This window comes from Affinundibacterium seohonense (genome assembly GCF_014284305.1).
Taxonomy (GTDB): domain Bacteria; phylum Pseudomonadota; class Gammaproteobacteria; order Burkholderiales; family Burkholderiaceae_D; genus Undibacterium; species Undibacterium seohonense.
In genome coordinates, this window is the sequence record NZ_JACOFW010000008.1 from 1 (window position 1) to 20,066 (window position 20,066).

At 46.0% G+C, this 20,066-nt stretch carries 17 protein-coding genes and 1 tRNA gene; 9 read left to right on the forward strand and 9 right to left on the reverse strand.

Annotation, left to right across the window (positions count from 1 at the left end; translation table 11 throughout):
• Nucleotides 1-168: 168 nt before the first annotated feature.
• From H8K52_RS09040 to H8K52_RS09055, 4 genes are all read right to left on the reverse strand, one after another.
• Nucleotides 169-984 (reverse strand): ChaN family lipoprotein, encoded by an 816-nt coding sequence (locus H8K52_RS09040; RefSeq protein ID WP_186922580.1) that lies wholly within the window; start codon nt 982-984, stop codon nt 169-171.
• A 484-nt stretch (nt 985-1,468) separates the two neighbouring features.
• Nucleotides 1,469-1,544, reverse strand: a tRNA-His gene (locus H8K52_RS09045).
• Between the two features lie 298 nt (nt 1,545-1,842).
• Nucleotides 1,843-2,862: a tRNA dihydrouridine(20/20a) synthase DusA gene (gene dusA, locus H8K52_RS09050; RefSeq protein WP_343044167.1), complete on the reverse strand. Its 1,020-nt coding sequence runs from the start codon at nt 2,860-2,862 to the stop codon at nt 1,843-1,845.
• Nucleotides 2,863-2,947: 85 nt separating this feature from the next.
• Complete coding sequence (locus tag H8K52_RS09055; protein WP_186922581.1) at nt 2,948-3,535, reverse strand: helix-turn-helix domain-containing protein; 588 nt, start codon at nt 3,533-3,535, stop codon at nt 2,948-2,950.
• Nucleotides 3,536-3,714: 179 nt separating this feature from the next.
• Here H8K52_RS09055 and kbl point away from each other — a divergent pair, with 179 nt between their 5' ends.
• The 3 genes from kbl to H8K52_RS09070 all read left to right on the forward strand — a co-directional run bounded on the left by kbl (nt 3,715) and on the right by H8K52_RS09070 (nt 7,486).
• Nucleotides 3,715-4,926, forward strand: coding sequence for a glycine C-acetyltransferase (gene kbl / locus H8K52_RS09060; RefSeq protein WP_186922582.1), 1,212 nt, complete (start codon nt 3,715-3,717; stop codon nt 4,924-4,926).
• Nucleotides 4,927-5,058: 132 nt separating this feature from the next.
• On the forward strand, nt 5,059-6,009 hold the full coding sequence (locus tag H8K52_RS09065) for an NAD-dependent epimerase/dehydratase family protein (RefSeq protein ID WP_186922583.1): 951 nt from the start codon (nt 5,059-5,061) through the stop codon (nt 6,007-6,009).
• A gap of 94 nt (nt 6,010-6,103) precedes the next feature.
• Nucleotides 6,104-7,486 carry an L-serine ammonia-lyase gene (locus H8K52_RS09070; protein ID WP_186922584.1) on the forward strand — a complete coding sequence of 461 codons (1,383 nt, stop codon included), beginning with the start codon at nt 6,104-6,106 and terminating at the stop codon, nt 7,484-7,486.
• A 116-nt stretch (nt 7,487-7,602) separates the two neighbouring features.
• Here the strand turns inward: H8K52_RS09070 and H8K52_RS09075 are convergent, their stop codons facing one another.
• Nucleotides 7,603-8,430: a LytR/AlgR family response regulator transcription factor gene (locus tag H8K52_RS09075; protein ID WP_186922585.1), complete on the reverse strand. Its 828-nt coding sequence runs from the start codon at nt 8,428-8,430 to the stop codon at nt 7,603-7,605.
• 6 nt (nt 8,431-8,436) lie between these two features.
• The gene (locus tag H8K52_RS09080) at nt 8,437-9,474 is read right to left on the reverse strand and encodes a sensor histidine kinase (protein WP_186922586.1); all 1,038 of its coding nucleotides are present in this window, start codon (nt 9,472-9,474) and stop codon (nt 8,437-8,439) included.
• Nucleotides 9,475-9,725: 251 nt separating this feature from the next.
• On the opposite strand from H8K52_RS09080, the gene argH reads away from it, so the two are divergent.
• The 3 genes from argH (at nt 9,726) to H8K52_RS09095 (ending at nt 13,623) form a co-directional block, all read left to right on the forward strand.
• A complete protein-coding gene (gene argH / locus H8K52_RS09085) occupies nt 9,726-11,129 on the forward strand; it encodes an argininosuccinate lyase (RefSeq protein ID WP_186922587.1) in 1,404 nt (467 codons plus the stop codon).
• Nucleotides 11,130-11,344: 215 nt separating this feature from the next.
• The gene (locus tag H8K52_RS09090; RefSeq protein ID WP_186922588.1) at nt 11,345-11,959 is read left to right on the forward strand and encodes a TRAP transporter small permease subunit; all 615 of its coding nucleotides are present in this window, start codon (nt 11,345-11,347) and stop codon (nt 11,957-11,959) included.
• Nucleotides 11,959-13,623, forward strand: coding sequence for a TRAP transporter large permease (locus H8K52_RS09095; protein WP_186922589.1), 1,665 nt, complete (start codon nt 11,959-11,961; stop codon nt 13,621-13,623). The genes H8K52_RS09090 and H8K52_RS09095 overlap by 1 nt, the downstream gene beginning before the upstream one ends.
• A 71-nt stretch (nt 13,624-13,694) precedes the next feature.
• Here the strand turns inward: H8K52_RS09095 and H8K52_RS09100 are convergent, their stop codons facing one another.
• Nucleotides 13,695-14,795, reverse strand: coding sequence for a TRAP transporter substrate-binding protein (locus H8K52_RS09100; protein WP_186922590.1), 1,101 nt, complete (start codon nt 14,793-14,795; stop codon nt 13,695-13,697).
• A gap of 166 nt (nt 14,796-14,961) precedes the next feature.
• Nucleotides 14,962-16,314, reverse strand: coding sequence for a metalloprotease PmbA (pmbA, locus tag H8K52_RS09105; protein WP_186922591.1), 1,353 nt, complete (start codon nt 16,312-16,314; stop codon nt 14,962-14,964).
• A 77-nt stretch (nt 16,315-16,391) separates the two neighbouring features.
• On the opposite strand from pmbA, the gene yjgA reads away from it, so the two are divergent.
• From yjgA to H8K52_RS09120, 3 genes are read left to right on the forward strand one after another with little or no spacing between them, the layout of a single operon-like run.
• Entirely contained in the window at nt 16,392-17,000 is a 609-nt protein-coding gene (gene yjgA, locus H8K52_RS09110; RefSeq protein ID WP_186922592.1) for a ribosome biogenesis factor YjgA, read from the forward strand.
• Nucleotides 16,978-17,610 (forward strand): molybdopterin adenylyltransferase, encoded by a 633-nt coding sequence (gene mog, locus H8K52_RS09115; RefSeq protein ID WP_425507532.1) that lies wholly within the window; start codon nt 16,978-16,980, stop codon nt 17,608-17,610. The genes yjgA and mog overlap by 23 nt, the downstream gene beginning before the upstream one ends.
• Before the next feature lie 17 nt (nt 17,611-17,627).
• Nucleotides 17,628-18,305 carry an alpha/beta hydrolase gene (locus tag H8K52_RS09120; RefSeq protein ID WP_186922593.1) on the forward strand — a complete coding sequence of 226 codons (678 nt, stop codon included), beginning with the start codon at nt 17,628-17,630 and terminating at the stop codon, nt 18,303-18,305.
• Nucleotides 18,306-18,376: 71 nt separating this feature from the next.
• On the opposite strand, the gene H8K52_RS09125 is transcribed toward H8K52_RS09120, so the two are convergent.
• Nucleotides 18,377-20,038, reverse strand: coding sequence for a DUF418 domain-containing protein (locus tag H8K52_RS09125; RefSeq protein ID WP_186922594.1), 1,662 nt, complete (start codon nt 20,036-20,038; stop codon nt 18,377-18,379).
• Nucleotides 20,039-20,066: the final 28 nt, after the last annotated feature.

Genomic DNA, 20,066 nt, shown 5'->3' on the forward strand with positions numbered 1-20,066 from the left:
TTGAGTCTTCGTTTGAAAAATACGTGGCGAAGTTCTTTTATTTTTAAAGTGCCTACTAGAGACGCAATCATTACCCAATAAAAAACCCCGCTTTTAATAAAAGACGGGGTTTGTCAGCGATCTGAAATGGCGCTCTGATATGAGCGCCATTTTTTTACCAAGCACAGCTTACTGCGCAGCCTTACCTTTGACATCGGCACAATAGTCTTTCGATTCCGTCGCAGCCGTAAACCAATAAAGATCTGCCTTCCCTGCTTTTTCCATGTAACTCTTCAAATCTTCATTGCCCTCTTGCACCTCGATCATTTGAATAATTAACACATCAGATTCAGGTTTCCCTCTGCGTAAATGCCAGGGCGCACCCGTCTCAGTACGCGCATGTTCACCACCTGCAATTAACATCGCTGCTGAAGTGCGCAACATGGCGCTCGCCATACTCGCATCTTTAGCCAATTGAATATGCAACATGGGCATGAGAGTTTCGCGACTTTGCAGACCACAATGCGACTTAAAAATCTGATCAAGCAAATAGTCCTTCAAAAACAGAGGCGGGTTTAAGGCTGTTGCGAATCGATCATTACCTACAAAACTTTTGTCTCCATTTTTGTATACGTTGGAAATAAACGCCCTATCAATATTGCCAGCCGCAAGTGCCGAATTTTTCAAAGCTTCTTGAAACAAAGGCGCATAAACACGCCAATCCCAACTGCCCTTCTTTGGCCAATTCAAACTAACTTGCATTTGTTCGATCGTGTCGGATGCCTTTAACTGAGAAATCGCCGTCTGATGGCTATCGTCCAACATTTCAAATACCACACGCCCCTGACTACCTAGCGACTCGAATTTAAAACGCTCCTGAATCAGACGTAGTTCAATCTGGTGATGCTCAGGATTATCATGCTTTTCCCCAACAAACACGTACCGATGCTGACGCACCAAATTCATCACTGCGCTTTCACTTAGGAAATTAGATTGAGCATTCACGACTTTCCCCCTTAAGGGATGTGTAGTCGATTTCAATTCTTGTCCAAGCACGAGTCCAGACAACATAGAAATACATAGAAACAACAATGAGCTTAAATACATAATCTTCTCGCACAATTGAAAAGACGAATATATCGCGCCAGATAAATTACAGCAAGACTGTAATAAAAATGCCGACGTTCGGAGAGGAAGGAGATAAAGAAGAAGAGATCTGGTCGGTGAGCTGCCCGGCAAAGCCGAGCAGTACACACCTGTCTACCGTCATACATATCGGTTGTATGTACAGCAGATAGGTCATATTCTATTGACTAAATATGACCTCATAATGACATCGACGAATAAAGCCATGTTCGAGCCATACCTATTCAACACCACCTCGACAGCATAAATCGTCTATCCGAAAATTGATATTCGAGTAGAAGCAACACTATCTTCGAGAAAAAGAAAAAGCCCGCTAAAAAACGGGCTTTTTCTTTGAATTTAGTGGGGTGGACGATGGGGCTCGAACCCACGACAACAGGAATCACAATCCTGGACTCTACCAACTGAGCTACGACCACCACTGAATTTCACTTTTTAACATCGTCATCAAGTGAGCCTCGCATTATACGAGAAATACTCGGTTCAAGCAAACATTTTCAGGGTTGAGAGCTTTTCGTTAATTAAAGCAAGAATCTACTCAAAAAAATGCCCACCAAAACTTGGCGGGCAAATATCCGGTTAAGGACAGGACTACAACATAAACACGAAATACAAGGTGACTATATTCAATCCTGATCTGATCATTTCAAATTATTACAAATTATTACGACTTCGCTAAGAAAGATACAAAATCAAAAAACTTGATCGGTTAAATCGTTAAATCGACATACCTTGATTTGCGTCTTTCACCTTCAATAGAGCTTCTAATAACAAATCCGGATTCCCTACCGCGAGCTTTTTTGTATCTGACAATGTCTGACGAAAGGCGCGGGCACCGACAAGACCAAAAGTCAGTCCCAGCATGTGGCGAGTAATACTATTCAGTTTTAGGCCTTTACCATTGTCCCCAAATCGCTGTAACTGGGCGCGAATATATGGCAACATCGCGATCACGACCTCTTCACGCGTTTTCGCAGGGGAACTATCACCATAATAACGTGCGTCAAAACTCGTCATTAGGTAGGGATTATGATATGCCTCACGCCCCAGCATTACGCCATCGACATGCAACAAATGCAGATCGATTTCCTCGCTTGTTTTGATACCGCCATTAATAATGATTTCTAACGCCGGAAAATCTTTCTTTAATTGATAAGCGTAGTCATATTTGAGCGGTGGCACTTCGCGATTTTCTTTTGGTGACAGTCCTTTCAAAATCGCATTACGGGCATGCACGATAAAAGTGCTGCATCCAGCTTCAGAAATCTGCCCGACGAAATCTCGCACAAAAGCATAAGAATCGACATCATTAATACCAATACGATGTTTGACGGTAACGTCAATATCAACCACGTCCCGCATCGCCTTGACGCAATCGGCAACCAAAACTGGCTCGGCCATAAGGCAAGCACCAAATGCGCCCTTTTGCACCCGTTCAGAAGGACAACCACAATTGAGATTGATTTCATCATAGCCCCATTCTTGGCCACGCTTGGCTGCAAGCGCAAGTTCCGCCGGCTCACTGCCTCCCAACTGCAAAGCAACTGGGTGCTCCTCCTGATTGAAATCCAAATGACGTGCGATATCTCCATACAGAATCGCACCTGTAGTGACCATTTCTGTATAGAGCCAAGTATGGCGAGAAATATAACGGTGAAATAAGCGACAATGGCGGTCAGACCAATCCATCATGGGAGCCACGGACAAGCGGCGCGAAGGCAAAACAGGAGAATTCACAGTAGTAGGGAGCAAAAAATCAAACAGGCCGTATTGTACAACCTGTCTCTTCGATGTGCTCCTTTGACGTATCGAAACGAGAGTTTTATCGATGAATCACTACCATCAAAGCTTTTGCTTCCGTCTTACCAACATTGCGTATCGCATGGGCTCTATCAGCTTCGTAACGTGCAGTGCCACCGATCTTCAACTTCTTTTTACTTCCATCAACTTCCACCTCGACACTTCCGGCGATCAGCGTCAAGTGTTCCGTGGTGCCCGGATCGTGAGCATTTGACACTAAAGCACCGCCCGCGGCTAGCGTCAATTCGTACCATTCAAAGCGCCCCGCCAGCTCCATAGGACCGAGTATCTTTAGAATGTACCCCGAATGCTCACCCGGCAAAGTCGGCGTTTCGTGTGGCTCTAGCATACGAATGAGGTCGACCTTGGGAACTTCGGCAGTGAGCAATTCAGCAATCCCTATCCCAAGTGCGTTCGCTAAGCGCCATGCCACTGCAATAGTTGGGTTGGCCTTTTCTCTTTCGATTTGCGACAACATGGACTTCGACACTCCCGCAGTGCGGGATAAGTCTTCCAAAGTTAAACCTCTTTCCAACCGTAAACGCTGTAGAGTTGCTCCTACCTCTGGTGGTGTGGCGGGCGTTGTCACGGGGGCAATCACTTTTTTCATAGTTTCGCTTGCAAAAGTAAATAAGCATAGATAATATTCGCTATATTGAATTTTAGTTCGATATATCGAATTTTTATAAAAATAAGAAACTGTAAGTATTTCGATATACCTTGAACCAAAAACAAGAGTTCAGCATTTTTTCATCATACCAGAAGCCCCTTTCCTCTCAGGAGATAAATATGAGCACAAGCGTAAGCGCCAAGAAGAATTCTTTTTTCACTGGTTTAGCCAGCAATCTGGACGGATTGCGTGAACAAGGTTTATATAAGCCCGAACGCGTCATTTCATCCCGCCAGGGATCCTTAGTGCAATGCGATGACGGTCGCCACTTGATCAATCTCTGCGCTAATAACTATCTGGGCTTATCTGGTGACGAAGAAACAGTGCAGGCGTCAATCAAAGCGACAGAACAATATGGCTATGGCTTATCATCTGTACGTTTTATCTGTGGCACACAAACTGTACACAAACAATTAGAACGCGCGATTGCGGACTTTCTCGGCATGGAAGACACGATTTTGTATGCCGCTGCTTTTGATGCCAACGGTGGTGTTTTCGAGCCGTTGTTCGATGAAAACGATGCGATTATTTCTGATGCCTTGAATCACGCCTCCATCATTGACGGCATTCGTTTGTGTAAAGCGGCGCGTTTTCGCTATGCACATAACGACATGGCCGATCTGGAAAAACAATTACAGGCCGCAGCGGATAAACGTCATCGCGTGATCGTTACCGACGGCGCATTCTCTATGGATGGCACAATTGCTCAACTCGACAAGATCTGCGATCTGGCAGATAAATATGATGCATTAGTGATGATCGATGAATGTCATGCTTCTGGCTTCCTTGGCAAAACTGGTCGCGGAACACATGAACATCACAATGTCATGGGTCGCATCGACATCATTACTGGAACTTTAGGTAAAGCTCTAGGCGGCGCGATGGGTGGATTTACCGCTGCACGTAAAGAGGTCATCGACACGCTACGTCAAAAATCCCGTCCGTATTTATTCTCAAATACCTTGGCTCCATCCATTGCTGGCGCGTCTTTAGCTGTACTGGAACGCTTATCCAAATCCACAGAATTGCGTGATCGTTTGCACGAGAACACAGCTTTCTTCCGTAAAGAAATTGAAGCGCTTGGTTTCACCATCAAACCTGGCACACACCCTGTCGTTCCTGTGATGTTATTTGATGCGCCTGTCGCACAAAAATTTGCAGCGCGCATGTATGAACTCGGTGTGTTGGTGACAGGCTTCTTCTATCCAGTCGTACCTATGGGACAAGCGCGTGTGCGAGTACAGTTATCTGCTGCACATACTAAAGAACAATTAGAAACAGCACTTGCTGCGTTTGCGCAGGCTGGTCGTGAATTGGGTTTAATTAAGTAAAGAATGAAGTGCTTTAGCCGCAGAGGCGCGGAGTACGCAGAGTTGATTTGTACAAAACTTACTCTGTGATCTCTGCGCCTCTGCGGCAAAAAAATAGAGCAACAACAGTCAATTGAATAGTAAGGAATACAAATGGAACGTATTTTAGTCATCGGTGCAAACGGTCAAATCGGAAGTGAATTAGTCGATGCTTTAGCTGCCAAGCATGGCGCAGAAAACGTCGTTGCTGCCGACATCAGCCATGCGAGCTTGTACGGCGCAAAGATCTACGAAGTGGTCGATGTATTGAATACTGATCGTCTAGCAGAAATTCACGACAAGTATGAGATCACGCAGGTTTACCAACTCGCAGCCTTGTTGTCCGCCACTGGTGAAAAAGCACCATTGAAAGCCTGGACATTGAACATGGATGGTCTGCTGAACATTTTGGAGTTGGCGCGGATCCGCGGCGAAGCTGGCAAGCCTTTGAAAGTTTTCTGGCCATCGTCGATCGCTGCATTTGGCCCAAATACCGAAGCTGTCAACACGCCGCAATACACAGTGATGGATCCAAACACCATTTACGGCATTAGCAAATTAGCTGGCGAACGTCTGTGTGAATACTACTTCCAGAAATACAATGTGGATGTACGCAGCATTCGCTACCCAGGTATTATCAGTTACAAGTCGCCCCCAGGTGGCGGCACTACCGATTATGCGATTGCAATTTTCCATTCAGCATTGAAGGGCGAAACTTATTCATGCTTCTTGGAAGCGCAGCAATCCCTACCAATGATTTACATGCCCGATGCGATTCGTGCCACAATCAGTTTAATGGAAGCGCCAATCGAGAATATCAAGATTCGCTCTTCGTATAACGTCAGTGGTATGAGTTTTAACCCACAAGAACTCACAAGTGAAATTACTAAAAACCTACCAAACTTTCAGGTACACTACGCCCCGGATAGCCGCCAGGCAATCGCTGCAAGTTGGCCTCAGAGTTTGAATGATGAAGCTGCTTACCAAGATTGGGGCTGGAAGGCGGAAATCGATCTCAATGCTTTGGTTACCGACATGCTGAAAAATGTCAGGGTTACCAACTGAGTCGCCAGCTAATCAGCATGCCGACATTCTGATTTAGAGATCGTTTCATCAGCAAAACATTTTTCATTGTGGTCTCGAATTAAGGAATATTGGCATGGATATGCGTGTGTTTGATCTGTTTAAAATTGGTGTTGGTCCTTCTAGTTCTCATACGGTTGGACCGATGATTGCGGCACGTCGTTTTTTGCTGGAATGTCCGAATGTAGATCAAGCACACAAAGTGCAGGTGGCCTTATATGGTTCACTGGCACTGACTGGCTTAGGCCATGCCACTGACAAAGCGGTGCTACTAGGTTTGATGGGTGAAACGCCACAAGACGTCGCCCCCGACACCATCGACGATAAGCTCGCCGAGCTGGCGCAATCTGGCGTCATGAATTTGCTAGGACAAGTCAAAGTCAATTTCGACATATTGGATGATGTACTGTGGCACAAGAAAGAAGTATTGCCGGGTCATCCAAATGGTTTGCGTTTCAGCCTGACACGCGCCGACGGCAGCGTGCACGAACAAACCTTTTATTCGACCGGCGGCGGCTTCATCTACACCGAAGAAGAACTCAACCGCAACGCGAATACGGTAACAACACCATCAGTCAGCGTGCCCTATCCTTTTGGTACGATGGCAGAGTTGCTGGCGCACGGAAAAGCCACAGGCCTATCATTGGCAGCTCTACTGCGTGCGAATGAACTTAGTCATTGCACCGAAGCTGAACTTGACGCAGGCTTAGACAAAATCTGGGCGGTAATGAATTCTTGCATAGAACGCGGTTTAAAAATCACTGGCGAACTACCAGGTGGATTACACGTCCAACGTCGTGCCGCCAAACTCTGGCTAACCGCGAATGAAACACACAATAGCTTGCCACATGATGGCATGCATAAAGTGAGTTTGTATGCGATGGCGGTCAACGAAGAAAACGCAGCAGGTGGACGCGTTGTCACTGCACCAACCAATGGTGCAGCAGGTATTATTCCCGCCATCATCAAATACTATTCACAAGATTGCCGCCCTCTTGATCCGGTCAAAGGCATCCGCGAATTTATGTTGGTCGCGGCAGCGATCGGTATGCTGTGCAAGAAAAATGCGTCGATTTCTGGCGCAGAGATTGGCTGCCAGGGCGAAGTCGGCGTTGCTTGTGCAATGGCCGCCGCAGGCTTAACGGCAGCATTGGGTGGCACGAATGAACAAATCGAATCGGCTGCTGAGATCGGTATCGAACATCATTTAGGCATGACTTGTGATCCTATTGGCGGCTTGGTGCAAATTCCCTGCATCGAGCGTAACGGTATGGGCGCAGTCAAAGCCATCACCGCAGCCTCATTGGCTTTAAAGAGCGATGGAACCCACCATGTCAGTTTGGATCAAGTCATTGAAACGATGCGAGTGACTGGTTTCGATATGCAAGCCAAATACAAAGAAACTTCTCTAGGTGGTTTGGCGATCCATGTGGTCACTGTGAATCACGCTGCTTGCTAGCGCATTTCCAATCCGATCGTCGGCGCTTTGCTGGCGGTCGACTTCATTGCATCGGCAAACCCCGTCCCTGCGCATTTTGCTTGATCACGTCGGAACGACAAACGACCCAAGTCAGACTATCGCACCAGAGCCTTAATAATTGGCCACTGCCGACGCGAGATCGGTAAGCGCTCGTTGGTATCGCGCACAATGACTTGCCAAGTCTCAAGCCCACGCTCGGCATCATGTTTGTCGCTATCATGAGCTGCATCAGTAAATACGGTTGCTTTTTCTACCCCAACAATCGCATCCCGCGCCACCAGCGCGTTCCTATGCGCCCGTACAAACACGTCGCCTAACTCAGACTCGATAGAAACCAAAGACTCTTCTGTGAGGTGTGCGCGAGAGCGGGTTTGTATCGTCACATATTTTTGCTCCGCCTTTAAGAACAAGACCTCACGAACAGGGATCAGTAAAACGCGATTTTTCTCCAACACAGAAAAATTTTGTCGGATTTTCGGTATAGTCTTTAAAGAGTCGAGTAATTTATCTTGTTGAAATTGAGAGCTATTTTGTTGACGGAAAGCCTGAATTCTCAAAATGGCTTCGTGCAAACGACTGGCTCGAACAGGCTTTAATAAATAATCCATGGCATGCACTTCAAACGCCTGCAATGCATACTCATCATAGGCTGTCACAAATACGATCGAGGGATGCCTAGGAAGATCAACAGTGGCGATATGTTGCGCTAACTCGATGCCAGTCATTCCGGGCATCTGCACATCTAATAACAAAATATCTGGCTGCTTTTCAAACAGTAAATCCAAGGCCGTTTGTCCATCTGCCGCTTCGACGATCAACTCGCATGGACAACTATCTTGAATATCGCTCAATAAGGTTTTCATCCGCTCTCTTGCGGGGGCTTCATCATCAACGATCAGGATACGTAGAGACGTCATAGGCATAGGAGTTTATTTATTTTGTGGGAAAACTAATTCAACGATAAATTGATCATCGACTTGTGAAGTCTGTAATTGCGCTTCGATATCGTAGAGAAGACGTAATCGCTGCCGAATATTTTCCAAAGCCATGTGATTTCCTTTCGAAAGCTGTGCATAGGGATGATAAGTATTAATTACCTTCACTTCAATTTTATCTAAGCTTTTTTGTATCGTCACGAAAATAGTCGTTTGCTTCGTTGCTGGTTCCACACCATAGTGAATCGCGTTTTCCAATAAAGGTTGTAACAATAAGGCTGGAATTTTTGTTGTACTGAGTTCCAAAGCCGATAGATTCTGAATAGTCCATTGCGCGTCCAAACGCTCACCTAAGCGAATTTTTTCAATTGCCAGATATTGCTTACATAACGTGATCTCTTCACTAAGTGTTGTCATATCGCGGGTGTCTCGCATCAAAACACGAAACAAATCTGCCAAATCTTCTAAAGCAGTCTCAGCCCGACGTGGCTCAGTACGTATCAGCGACAACACCGCATTTAAACTATTGAACAAAAAATGTGGGCGAATCCTCGCTTGTAGGGCTTGCAAACGTGCCTCTCCTAATGCTGGCGAAAACGCTTTAGTGCGCATCTCAAAATAATGCTGAACACTGAGACCAATCAAAAAACAAAACAACATTGTCAAACTCAAATCGAGATTAGGAAAACTAAATACAAACCACTCCAGCCCACTCATAGTAAATATCACGACAAAACAAATGATCGTGGGCACCGTGCCACACACGATTCTTTGCATCCAGGCGGATGCCATTTCCCTTTCAAGCAAGCGCCGAAATCCACACAGGGACAATAATGACAGCAGGCAAATCAGCTCAACCAACATCGTTGTTTCGATAAACTCTTGGAAATTGTGCTGCCTGCCCTGCCCGCGCGACAACAACACCAGCAAAACAAGCAGATTCACCGCGACCAACACGCGAATAACTATACCTAAATTACAACAATCAGGAATCAAAACCTCAGGTTTTTGTAAGTCGTTTGGTGTTGGCATGGTCATTCAAATTTGAGTTAACTTCGTGTTTTTATGGCTAAAGCGCAATAGCACGAAGTCGTTGATGAGTCGCGGTATAATCACGGCTACTTTTTACACTGCATGAAACGCACAAATGAAATGACTAGCGTGGCGATAAAATCCCAGCGTGCGTCAATTCGCGCCTCCGACAAGTTTTACAGGCATGTCAGATCTGCGAGAAGCTTCAAGCGTTTTTGCGGTTTCACTATTTATCTTAATTTACAGCCACTATGACATCACAATTTTCCAAAAAAAGCGAGGCTTGGTCAGCACGCTTCTCCGAACCTGTCTCCGATTTGGTGAAACGCTACACTGCCTCGGTGTTTTTCGACAATCGTATGGCCACGGTCGATATTCAAGGGTCACTGGCACATGCCGAAATGCTACAAGCACAAAACATTATTACGGCGCAGGATTACGCCGAAATTCAACGCGGCATGGCGCAAATCAGCGCAGAAATTGAATCAGGTAAATTTGAGTGGCTTTTGGACTTAGAAGATGTGCATTTGAACATCGAAAAGCGCCTGACAGAATTAGTCGGTGATGCTGGCAAACGTCTGCACACTGGTCGTTCACGCAATGATCAAGTAGCCACCGACATCCGCTTATACATGCGCTCAGCCATTGACAACATCATCGAATTAATCGCGTCTTTTCGCCTGGCTTTATTGGATCTGGCAGAAAGGCACAGCGACACCATCTTGCCTGGCTTTACTCACATGCAAGTCGCCCAACCAATCACGTTCGGTCATCACATCTTAGCCTACGTAGAAATGTTTGGACGGGATGCCGAACGTATGGCGGATTGCCGCAAGCGTGTAAATCGTTTGCCTTTGGGAGCTGCCGCTTTAGCTGGCACCACGTTCCCTATCGATCGTCAACGCGTGGCACGTACTTTAGGCTTTGATGATGTCTGCCATAATTCATTAGATGCCGTGTCTGATCGTGATTTTGCCATTGAATTCTGCGCCGCGGCGGCATTAGTCATGACGCACATCTCTCGCATGTCGGAAGAATTGATTATCTGGATGAGTCCTCGCGTAGGCTTTATCGATATCGCCGATCGCTTCTGCACCGGCTCTTCCATCATGCCTCAAAAGAAAAATCCTGACGTACCAGAATTAGCACGCGGCAAAACTGGTCGAGTCAATGGTAATTTGATTGCCTTGCTGACTTTGATGAAAGGCCAGCCTTTAGCCTATAACAAAGACAATCAAGAAGATAAGGAACCCTTATTTGATACGGTCGATACTTTGGTCGATACTTTGCGTATTTTCGCTGACATGGCAAGTGGCATTACGGTGAAGCCAGAAGCGATGCGGGCTGCTGCTTTGCAAGGATACGCAACGGCGACGGATCTCGCCGATTATCTGGTCAAAAAAGGCTTGCCGTTCCGCGATGCTCATGAAGCCGTGGCCTTGGCAGTGCGTACCTGCGTGGATAAAGCTTGTGATCTAAGCGATATGCCACTAGCAGAATTACAGTCATTTTCGAGTCTGATTGAGGACGATGTATTCGACGTGTTAACACTAGAAGGCTCAGTGGCAGCACGTGATCATATTGGTGGCACAGCACCAAATCAAGTACGTCTAGCCATTGCCAGATTACGTGAGCAACTAGACGTGAACAACTAGACGTAAATAACTAAGTACGGCGAAATTGATGGATCATGATGTTGAATTTCATTAGTTCAACAAACACGCATGCAATTCATTTATCATAGCAAACAATTAATCCATCCTATTTTATATGCTTTTTGCACAATGAAATAGGATGGCGTTTTTTTAATAGACAGCATAAATAAAAAATCTGAGTCCATCAGAATGGTAACAAAAAGAGGGAGACATCCATGCAGGTTTTAATTGCCCTATCCAAAAAGATAGACGGCTTAAATGAAAAAATTGGTAGCGCAATTAGTTGGGCATTGCTTTTAGCGGTTCTGATATGTACTGGCAATGCCTTGATACGCTATAGCTTTAACAATAGCTCTAATGGGTGGTTGGAAATCCAATGGTATCTATTTGGTGCTGTATTTTTGCTTGCCGCACCTTACACCTTACGACGCAACGAGCATGTCAGGATTGATGTGATCGCGGGTCGTTTTTCTAAACGCACGCAAGTGTGGATAGACCTCTTAGGCTATGTATTTTTCCTCATGCCGATGGCAATGTTGATTCTTTACTTGGGTACGCCGTATGCGATCCATTCATTCACACGCCAAGAAATGTCGAGTAACGCTGGTGGCTTAATCGAGTGGCCAGCCAAACTCTTAATACCATTAGGCTTCGCGCTCTTGGTGCTACAAGGTATCTCAGAAATCATCAAACGTATCGGCTATTTGCGTGGTCTGGTTGATGCCAGTGAATTTGACAAACAAGCCAAGACTGCACAAGACGAAATCGATGCAATCAAACTCGCTAATCAAGATAAATTGGCTGGTCGCGAGTTTGAGGAGCAAAAATAATGGAAGCATTTTTGATCGCCAATTTGGCTCCGATTATGTTCGCCGCCCTAGTTCTTTTTTTACTTTCAGGCTTTCCTGTTGCCTTTGCACTCGCGGCGAACGGACTCTTTTTTGGACTGGTCGGTGTCGAACTAGGTTTATTACGCCCTGAGCTACTACAGGCATTACCAAACCGTATCTACGGCATCATGTCTAACGACACCCTTCTCGCGATTCCCTTCTTTACCTTTATGGGTTTGATTCTGGAACGTTCGGGGATGGCAGAAGACTTGCTCGACACGATAGGTCAGCTGTTTGGCCCCCTACGTGGCGGGGTCGCCTATGCGGTAATCTTCGTTGGCGCATTATTGGCGGCCACCACGGGGGTCGTCGCCGCTTCCGTGATTTCTATGGGACTCATCTCTCTGCCCATCATGCTCAAGTATGGTTACGATAAAAAAGTCGCTTCAGGTGTGATCGCAGCTTCAGGCACCTTGGCACAGATTATTCCACCTTCATTAGTCTTGATCGTCATGGCGGATCAATTAGGTCGCTCTGTTGGCGATATGTATCAGGCTGCTTTTTTACCAGGCTTACTGTTAACCCTAATGTATGCAGGCTATATATTACTGCTGTCGTTTGTTCGTCCTAAATGGGTACCTGCTTTGCCTGTAGAGGCACGCAATTTACGTCAGTCAAATGGAGATAGCGGGGTAAAATCTCTGGTGTTGTTACTGATTGCCAGCACAGCAGTGGCACTTGCCTTCGCCCGTTATTTCAAGAATGGTCACCCTGATGTTGCTGCAGACGCTTTGGGAATTTATGCAGCTAGCGTTGGCATCGGCTTTGCATTTTGCTTCGCCTTTATCAATCGTCGTTTAAAAATTGGTTTGCTGTCGAAGATGGCGGAACAGGTCACTTTTGTTTTAATTCCACCGCTCGCCTTAATTTTCTTGGTACTTGGCACTATTTTCCTCGGCATTGCGACGCCTACTGAAGGTGGTGGCATGGGTGCCTTTGGTGCAATCATACTGGCATTGATGAACCGTCGCTTAAATTGGAAACTCACTAAACAAGCACTAGATTCGACCTCTCGCTTATCAAGTTTTGTTATGTTCATTTTGATTGGCTCCACCGTCTTTTCATTAGTATTCCGTGGGATCAACGGTGATATTTGGGTCGAGCATTTACTGACTGGCTTGCCTGGTGGACAAATCGGCTTCCTGATCGTCGTTAATATTTTATTTTTTATCCTTGCCTTTTTCCTCGACTTCTTTGAATTGGCTTTTATTTTGGTACCCTTAGTTGGCCCAGTCGCCGAAAAACTAGGAATCAATCTAATCTGGTTTGGCGTGTTGTTAGGCGTGAATATGCAAACGTCATTTATGCATCCGCCTTTTGGATTTGCTTTGTTTTACTTACGCTCGGTTGCCCCAAAGGCTGTCAAAACTAGCGATATTTATTGGGGAGCGATTCCTTTTGTGATGGCACAAATTATCATGGTAAGTCTGATTATTGCTTTTCCGAATTTGGTTTCCGTCGATAGTCAGGAAGCAAAGAAGGAAGAGATTCAACTCAACATCAGCGCTCCAGATGACCTGCCTTTGAATCTCGACCCACCAGCGATGGAACCAATGCTAGAGGAACAAAGCGAAACCCAGGCAACTCCTGCACATTCACTTTAAGAATACACCAAATGAAAATGGCCCAACTGCAAAACCAGTTGGGCCATTTTTATTACGCTTTGCTGAAATAATTATTTCAGCTTATGCGTACTATTAAATCGAGAAAAGGTATCTTCGGCAAAGCTAAACCATGTAGTCTGATTCTGTCTGAAAGCGACCCAATCCGTATAAATTTTCTTGAATTTAGGATTGATTTCTGCCTCTTCAGAAAAGACTTCTTGTGCTGCTTTGAAGCACGCTTCCATCACAGGTTGCGGGAATGGTCGTAACAGTATTTTGCTTTGATTTAGGCGGGCTAATGCTGACGGATTTCGCGCGTCATATTTTGCCTGCATATTGACATGCGCTTCTAAACTGGCAGTCTCGATTGCCGCTTGATACAGCTTTGGTAATTTATCCCACTCCTTTTTACCGACATAAAAAGATAACTGGGCACCACCTTCCCACCAGCCTGGATAATGATAAACCTTGGCCACCTTATTGAAGCCAAGCTTTTCATCATCATAAGGTCCCACCCATTCGGCAGCATCAATGGAACCTTTTTCCAATGAGGTATAGATTTCACCGCCAGCCACTTGAACCGGTACAACGCCGAGTTTCGCCAAGACCTTGCCAGCAAAGCCGCCAACTCGGAACTTCAATCCTTTAAGATCATCAACGCTCTTGATCTCTTTACGGAACCAACCACCCATCTGGGTACCTGTGTTACCACCTAAAAAATTCACCACATTATGTTCGGCGAAAAATTCACGCATCAACTTCATGCCATTGCCGTGCATCATCCAAGCAGTTTGTTGGCGTGAATTCAATCCAAATGGCACTGCGCAATCGAATGCAAACGTGGCATCTTTGCCGTAATAATAGTAAGAGGCTGTATGTCCCATCTCTACCGTACCATCTTTGACAGCATCTAAGACGGCATTAAAGGGCACTAACTCCGGTGCGGCATAAGGACGAATATTAAATTTACCTTCGGTCAATTCTTTGACACGATTACAGAACGTCTCTGCAGCGCCATAAATCGTATCCAAATTTTTCGGGAAACTTGAAGCCAGACGCCAATTCAAGCTTGGTAGCGCATCAGCAGCTAAACTCGGTGTCGCAACGCTTGCGGCACCTGCGGCTGCGGTCGCGCCTACAGCGGCTTTTCTCAAAAACGAACGACGTTCCATGCAATCTCCATTTTCAAAATCAAAATAATCAATCGAGTACTCAATCAAGTAATCAGTCAAACAAGGTGCAGTATTCAACCAAGAACCTTGTCCGCTAAAATTCGTAATGCATTCTATTGATAATTTACTACACTAGCAATCTTTCCATATTGTGCATTGCGATGCTTTAGCTGCCAGCAACTGTCATACTTTCAATCAAAATCGAACCGGTGGTTTTATTGCCACGTGTCAGCGTGTCGTTGCCGATCGCGACGATTTGCTGAAACATATCGCGCATATTGCCGGCTATCGTGATCTCTTCTACTGGGTATTGAATCACGCCATTTTCAACCCAAAATCCAGAGGCGCCACGTGAGTAATCACCCGTCACATAATTCACACCCTGCCCCATCAACTCGGTGACAAATAATCCTGTATCAAGCTTCTTGAGCATACGCACCAAGTCGTCACCACGCTTGGTGAGATCGGAGATGAGATTCAAATTATGCGATCCACCTGCATTCCCCGTCGTTTGCATACCAAGCTTTCGAGCGGTATAAGTCGACAAAAAATAGCCTTGCAAAACACCACTTCTTACGACTTCGCGTTTCAAGGTTTTGACACCTTCATCATCGAATGGTGACGAGCCAACCGCACCGGGCACATGCGGATCCTCGAGTACCTGAATATGATTTGGAAAAATACTTTTGCCTAAACTATCAAGTAAGAAGCTCGATTTTCGATATAGCGAACCACCAGAAACAGCTTGCACAAAAGCACCGAGCAAACCAGCTGCCAGTGGTGCCTCAAATAAAACCGGGCATTTGCGAGTATCAATCGTGCGTGCATGCAAACGTGACAAAGCACGCTCCGCTGCGTAACAGCCAATGGCTTCTGGTGAGGATAATTTCTTTGCGTTTCGATGCGAACTATACCAATCGTCACGCTGCATCTTCGCGCCTTTGCCAGCAATTGGTGCTACCGAAATCGTGTGACGTGAGAACGGATATCCGCCTAAAAATCCTCGTGAATTCCCCGCCACAAAATGCGACTGCTGAGCATGTACACTGGCACCTTCACAATTGGTGATGCGCTTGTCGACCGCGTAAGCTGCCGCTTCGGTGCGCCGTGCCAGCTCAATCGCCTCTTCTGCTGTCACCAGCCATGGATAAAATAATTTCAAATCTTGAGGATGCATTTCTAACATCTCAGCATCTGGCAAACCAGCGCAATCGTCCTCGGCGGTAAACCGTGCGATGTTATAAGCCGCCTCGACGGTGTCTTCCAAAGACTTACGTGAAAAATCCGAAGTACTGGCATTTCCGCGCTTCTTGCCGACATAAACCGTGATTCCTATGCCTTTGTCGCGATTCTGTTCAATCGTCTCGACCTTACCTTTACGCACACTAATCGACAAACCACCGCCTTCACTGACTTCTACCGCTGCATCTGTTGCACCTTTGTCACGAGCAATGCGCAGCATATCCTGGGTAATTTGTTTAAATTGATCCTGAGTATGGGTAAAAACTGGTTTAGACATAGCTTCTGTTTCTTTAGCTGAAAGGATAAAGAGAGTATCATAGCAGTCGTTTCAATAAGTTTATAGAAGATTTACCAATGCCAAATCCGAATCGAGGCTCTTGCGGCTATCAGTCCAACGAGTTTGAACCAGAATACGACCGTCCATCCAAATCCGAACTCAAGCGTCAAATGACCGCCCTGCAAAAAATGGGGCAAGAGTTAGTGGATTCCGCACGCGATCGCGTCAAACGCGTTCCTATGCCCGAAGATGTGCGCGACGCCATTCTGGAATGCCAGAACATCACCAACCACGAAGGCCGTCGTCGCCAAATGCAATTTGTTGGCAAAAAGATGCGCACTTTAGATGAAACCGAAGTTGCGCTGATTCAAAAGACCATCGATAGCTGGAAAGGTGCTTCCAAGTCCGAAACTGCTGCAATGCATTCATTAGAACGCAAGCGCGAAAAGTTGTTGGCGAAAGACGAAGCTTTGACGGAGTTGATGGCAGAAAACCCTGAACTCGACGTACAACACTTGCGCACACTAATTCGTAACGCCCGTAAAGAGCAAGCAGAAAACAAACCGCCAAAAGCCTATCGTGAAATCTTCCAGATTCTGAAAGAAATCCAGGCGAAAAATAAAGCCGCGACTGCATCAGACGATGACGCAGAAAACGACGACGATGCAGAAGATGACGACAATTGATTTAGATCGTGCTTTGCGGATCGGCCTAGTGTCGATCTCTGATCGCGCCTCCTCTGGCGTATATCAAGATCAAGGTCTGCCTGCATTACAAGCGTGGTTCGGAGATGCTCTCAGCACGCCGTGGGTAATGGAAACGCGTTTGATTCCCGACGAGCGGACTGCGATAGAAAAAGCATTGATGGACTTAGTCGATCATGCCCACTGTGATCTGGTGATCACCACAGGCGGTACAGGTCCAGCACGACGCGATGTCACGCCCGAAGCCACTCTAGCGGTAGCAACGAAAGAAATGCCAGGATTTGGCGAGCAAATGCGCCAGATCAGTTTGCAATTTGTGCCGACCGCCATCTTATCGCGTCAGGTTGCCGTGATACGTGAAACCACCGATCACGCCGCATTGATTCTCAATTTACCTGGGCAACCTAAGTCGATCAAAGAAACTTTAGAAGGCTTAAAAGACGCCGATGGCAAACAAATTGTCGCCGGCATTTTTGCCGCAATTCCGTACTGCATCGATTTAATCGGCGGTCCTTATGTTGAAACACATGAATCGGTTTGCAAAGTATTTCGCCCTAAATCCGCGCTGCGCGTAAAAACCTCTGAAGTATAATTTTTTCCGAATAAATCATGACGACTGAACTCTTAGAAACGATAGAAATCGAAAGCGGAAACAACCCAACAGCAGCAGTCATTTGGATGCATGGATTGGGTGCCGATGCGAACGACTTTGTGCCTATCGTTAAAGAACTCGACCTGAGTAATTGCCCAGCAATTCGTTTTGTATTCCCAAATGCGCCGCAGATTCCTGTCACCTTGAACGGCGGCTACATCATGCGTGCTTGGTATGACATAGCCGCTGCAGGAACCGATATCAATAAGCGCGAAGATGAAGCTGGCCTGCGTCTATCACAGCAACAAATCGATGCCTTGATCGCACGTGAAAATGCGCGTGGCATTCCGACTGACAAAATCATTTTGGCGGGTTTTTCCCAAGGCTGTGCCATGAGTCTACAAACTGGTCTACGTCATCCACAAAAATTAGCGGGCATCATGGGCTTGTCAGGCTATGTTCCCTTGGCGGATAAAGTTGCAGCTGAACGTCATGCTGCAAATCAAGACACGCCAATTTTCTTGGTACATGGTACGAGTGATCCTGTGATACCCATCCAACGTGCGCAGCAATCACGCGATCTCTTGCTTAGCCTCGGCTATACCATTGAATGGCATGACTACTGGATGCAGCATTCGGTGTCGCCACAAGAAATTATCGATATAGGACATTGGCTGCGAAAAGTTCTCCGCTAAGTTATAGAAAAGCATCCAACAAAAAAGGTTTATTTGAATTCAAATAAACCTTTTTCTTTTACCAAGCTCAACTAAATCTTAAACGCAGGCAGCTTCCAGTACGTAACAGCGCGCCACAACCACTCCATTGGTCCATAACGGAATTTACTCAACCACCAATGGCTAAACGCCAACTGCAAAATCACCACAATCAAAACAAACACCACTTGATGCGCACGCTGCATGCCGTAGTAGCCCAAGCCATAACTATAAAAAACCGCAGAACAAATGATCGATTGCGATAAATAATTCGTCAATGCCATACGCCCATACGGCGCCAATATCTTTATCCTAGAGAATTTGCCTGTACTATTGAGCATCAACACCACCAGACTCACATAGCCAAGACAAGCCGGCAAATTTCCTAAATAAAGCATGCCAGTCGCAGGATAAAATGGATCGCCTTCAAATCCATGAATTTGTGCAGTCGATATAAAACTTCCCGCAATTCCTAGCCCTATTCCCAGCGGTAAGCCATACAGCGCTAACATCTTAAACATCGGCAAATGGTCTTGCGTGTTTTCCATAATACCCGAGCGAACAAACCAAAAGCCAATCAGAAACATACAATTGATCAGCACACTAAAAATCACGACGTGGGCCCAATTTTCCGCAAACTCCTTGGCACGAAATTGTAGTGCATCGACATAACTACCTTGCGTCAAAACTTTCACCTCAAGCAAATTATCAGCCAATTTTTTTTGCTGCTGTTCAACTTCTTTTCGATGGCGTTCCGCAGCAGATTCTGCTTTACGTTTATCCTTTTCACTTACGACTTGCGTCGCTTGTTCTGACTTCGCTGACGTATTCCTTACACTAAAATATTCGGCGCTTGTTCCAGCAATCATCGCGATAAATAGAAGACTGTATAGCAGGCTACCAACTTTCCACGGGCGAGACTCTTTCGATTCACCGATGCGAAAAAATAGATATGCTAAAAACAGAAACAAAATGGCTGATGTAAACGCAAACCGCAAATCTTTAATCGCTGGAATCAACAATCCCGCCACGCTCAACATGCCAGCAAGCACCGCAAATACACATAAAACCGCGCTCACTATCGGCATAGTTCTGCCGAAAAAATTCACCGTTCTGTCAGTACGTAACAAAAAAGCGATGCCCGCAAATAAAACCAAAGCCATCGCTACCGCGCCAATCTGGTTTAAGACTGGTATAGCTGCCAGCGCACCGATAACAATAGCCGCCAGCAAAATCCATCGCAAGTTTCCAAACAAGATGAGCAAAAGACCCGATGCAGCAATCGCATAACTAAAGAGTATGTCACCAGGCCATATCAATATGTGGTGCAGCACGCCAAAGATCGCTAAGGCAGCTAAGCGACGCAGATAGGGTTTGACAAAATCCTGAGATTTTGCTTCAGATCGCGTCAACATTAACGCAAAGCCCATGCCAAATAGAAGTGAAAAAATCGTCCAAAATTTTCCAGCAACCAAATAAGCGATCCCATAACTCGCCAACCAGTTCAGGCCACTTAATCCCGCCGGCATGCCTTCACCCAACTCGCCTACCGGACGATTAAAGAATTCGATGTTCATCAAAAAAATGCCGATCAAAGCAAAACCACGGATCACATCCAATGCAGCAATCCGTTCTGGCGCTGCAACTGGCGCAAGCACCTGACTTCCAGTGCTATCACTGCGGTCAGCAGATAAGAATTCAATTTCGTTTTGCATATTTCCTCTGACTTAAAGACAAAACATC

Excerpts from the sequence above, each read along its gene's own strand:
- H8K52_RS09055 (WP_186922581.1), bottom strand. The coding sequence starts at position 3,535 with ATGAAAAAAGTGATTGCCCCCGTGACAACGCCCGCCACACCACCAGAG.
- kbl (WP_186922582.1), top strand. The coding sequence starts at position 3,715 with ATGAGCACAAGCGTAAGCGCCAAGAAGAATTCTTTTTTCACTGGTTTA.
- H8K52_RS09065 (WP_186922583.1), top strand. The coding sequence starts at position 5,059 with ATGGAACGTATTTTAGTCATCGGTGCAAACGGTCAAATCGGAAGTGAA.
- H8K52_RS09070 (WP_186922584.1), top strand. The coding sequence starts at position 6,104 with ATGGATATGCGTGTGTTTGATCTGTTTAAAATTGGTGTTGGTCCTTCT.
- H8K52_RS09075 (WP_186922585.1), bottom strand. The coding sequence starts at position 8,430 with ATGCCTATGACGTCTCTACGTATCCTGATCGTTGATGATGAAGCCCCC.
- H8K52_RS09080 (WP_186922586.1), bottom strand. The coding sequence starts at position 9,474 with ATGCCAACACCAAACGACTTACAAAAACCTGAGGTTTTGATTCCTGAT.
- argH (WP_186922587.1), top strand. The coding sequence starts at position 9,726 with ATGACATCACAATTTTCCAAAAAAAGCGAGGCTTGGTCAGCACGCTTC.
- H8K52_RS09090 (WP_186922588.1), top strand. The coding sequence starts at position 11,345 with ATGCAGGTTTTAATTGCCCTATCCAAAAAGATAGACGGCTTAAATGAA.
- H8K52_RS09095 (WP_186922589.1), top strand. The coding sequence starts at position 11,959 with ATGGAAGCATTTTTGATCGCCAATTTGGCTCCGATTATGTTCGCCGCC.
- H8K52_RS09100 (WP_186922590.1), bottom strand. The coding sequence starts at position 14,795 with ATGGAACGTCGTTCGTTTTTGAGAAAAGCCGCTGTAGGCGCGACCGCA.
- pmbA (WP_186922591.1), bottom strand. The coding sequence starts at position 16,314 with ATGTCTAAACCAGTTTTTACCCATACTCAGGATCAATTTAAACAAATT.
- yjgA (WP_186922592.1), top strand. The coding sequence starts at position 16,392 with ATGCCAAATCCGAATCGAGGCTCTTGCGGCTATCAGTCCAACGAGTTT.
- mog (WP_425507532.1), top strand. The coding sequence starts at position 16,978 with ATGCAGAAGATGACGACAATTGATTTAGATCGTGCTTTGCGGATCGGC.
- H8K52_RS09120 (WP_186922593.1), top strand. The coding sequence starts at position 17,628 with ATGACGACTGAACTCTTAGAAACGATAGAAATCGAAAGCGGAAACAAC.
- H8K52_RS09125 (WP_186922594.1), bottom strand. The coding sequence starts at position 20,038 with ATGCAAAACGAAATTGAATTCTTATCTGCTGACCGCAGTGATAGCACT.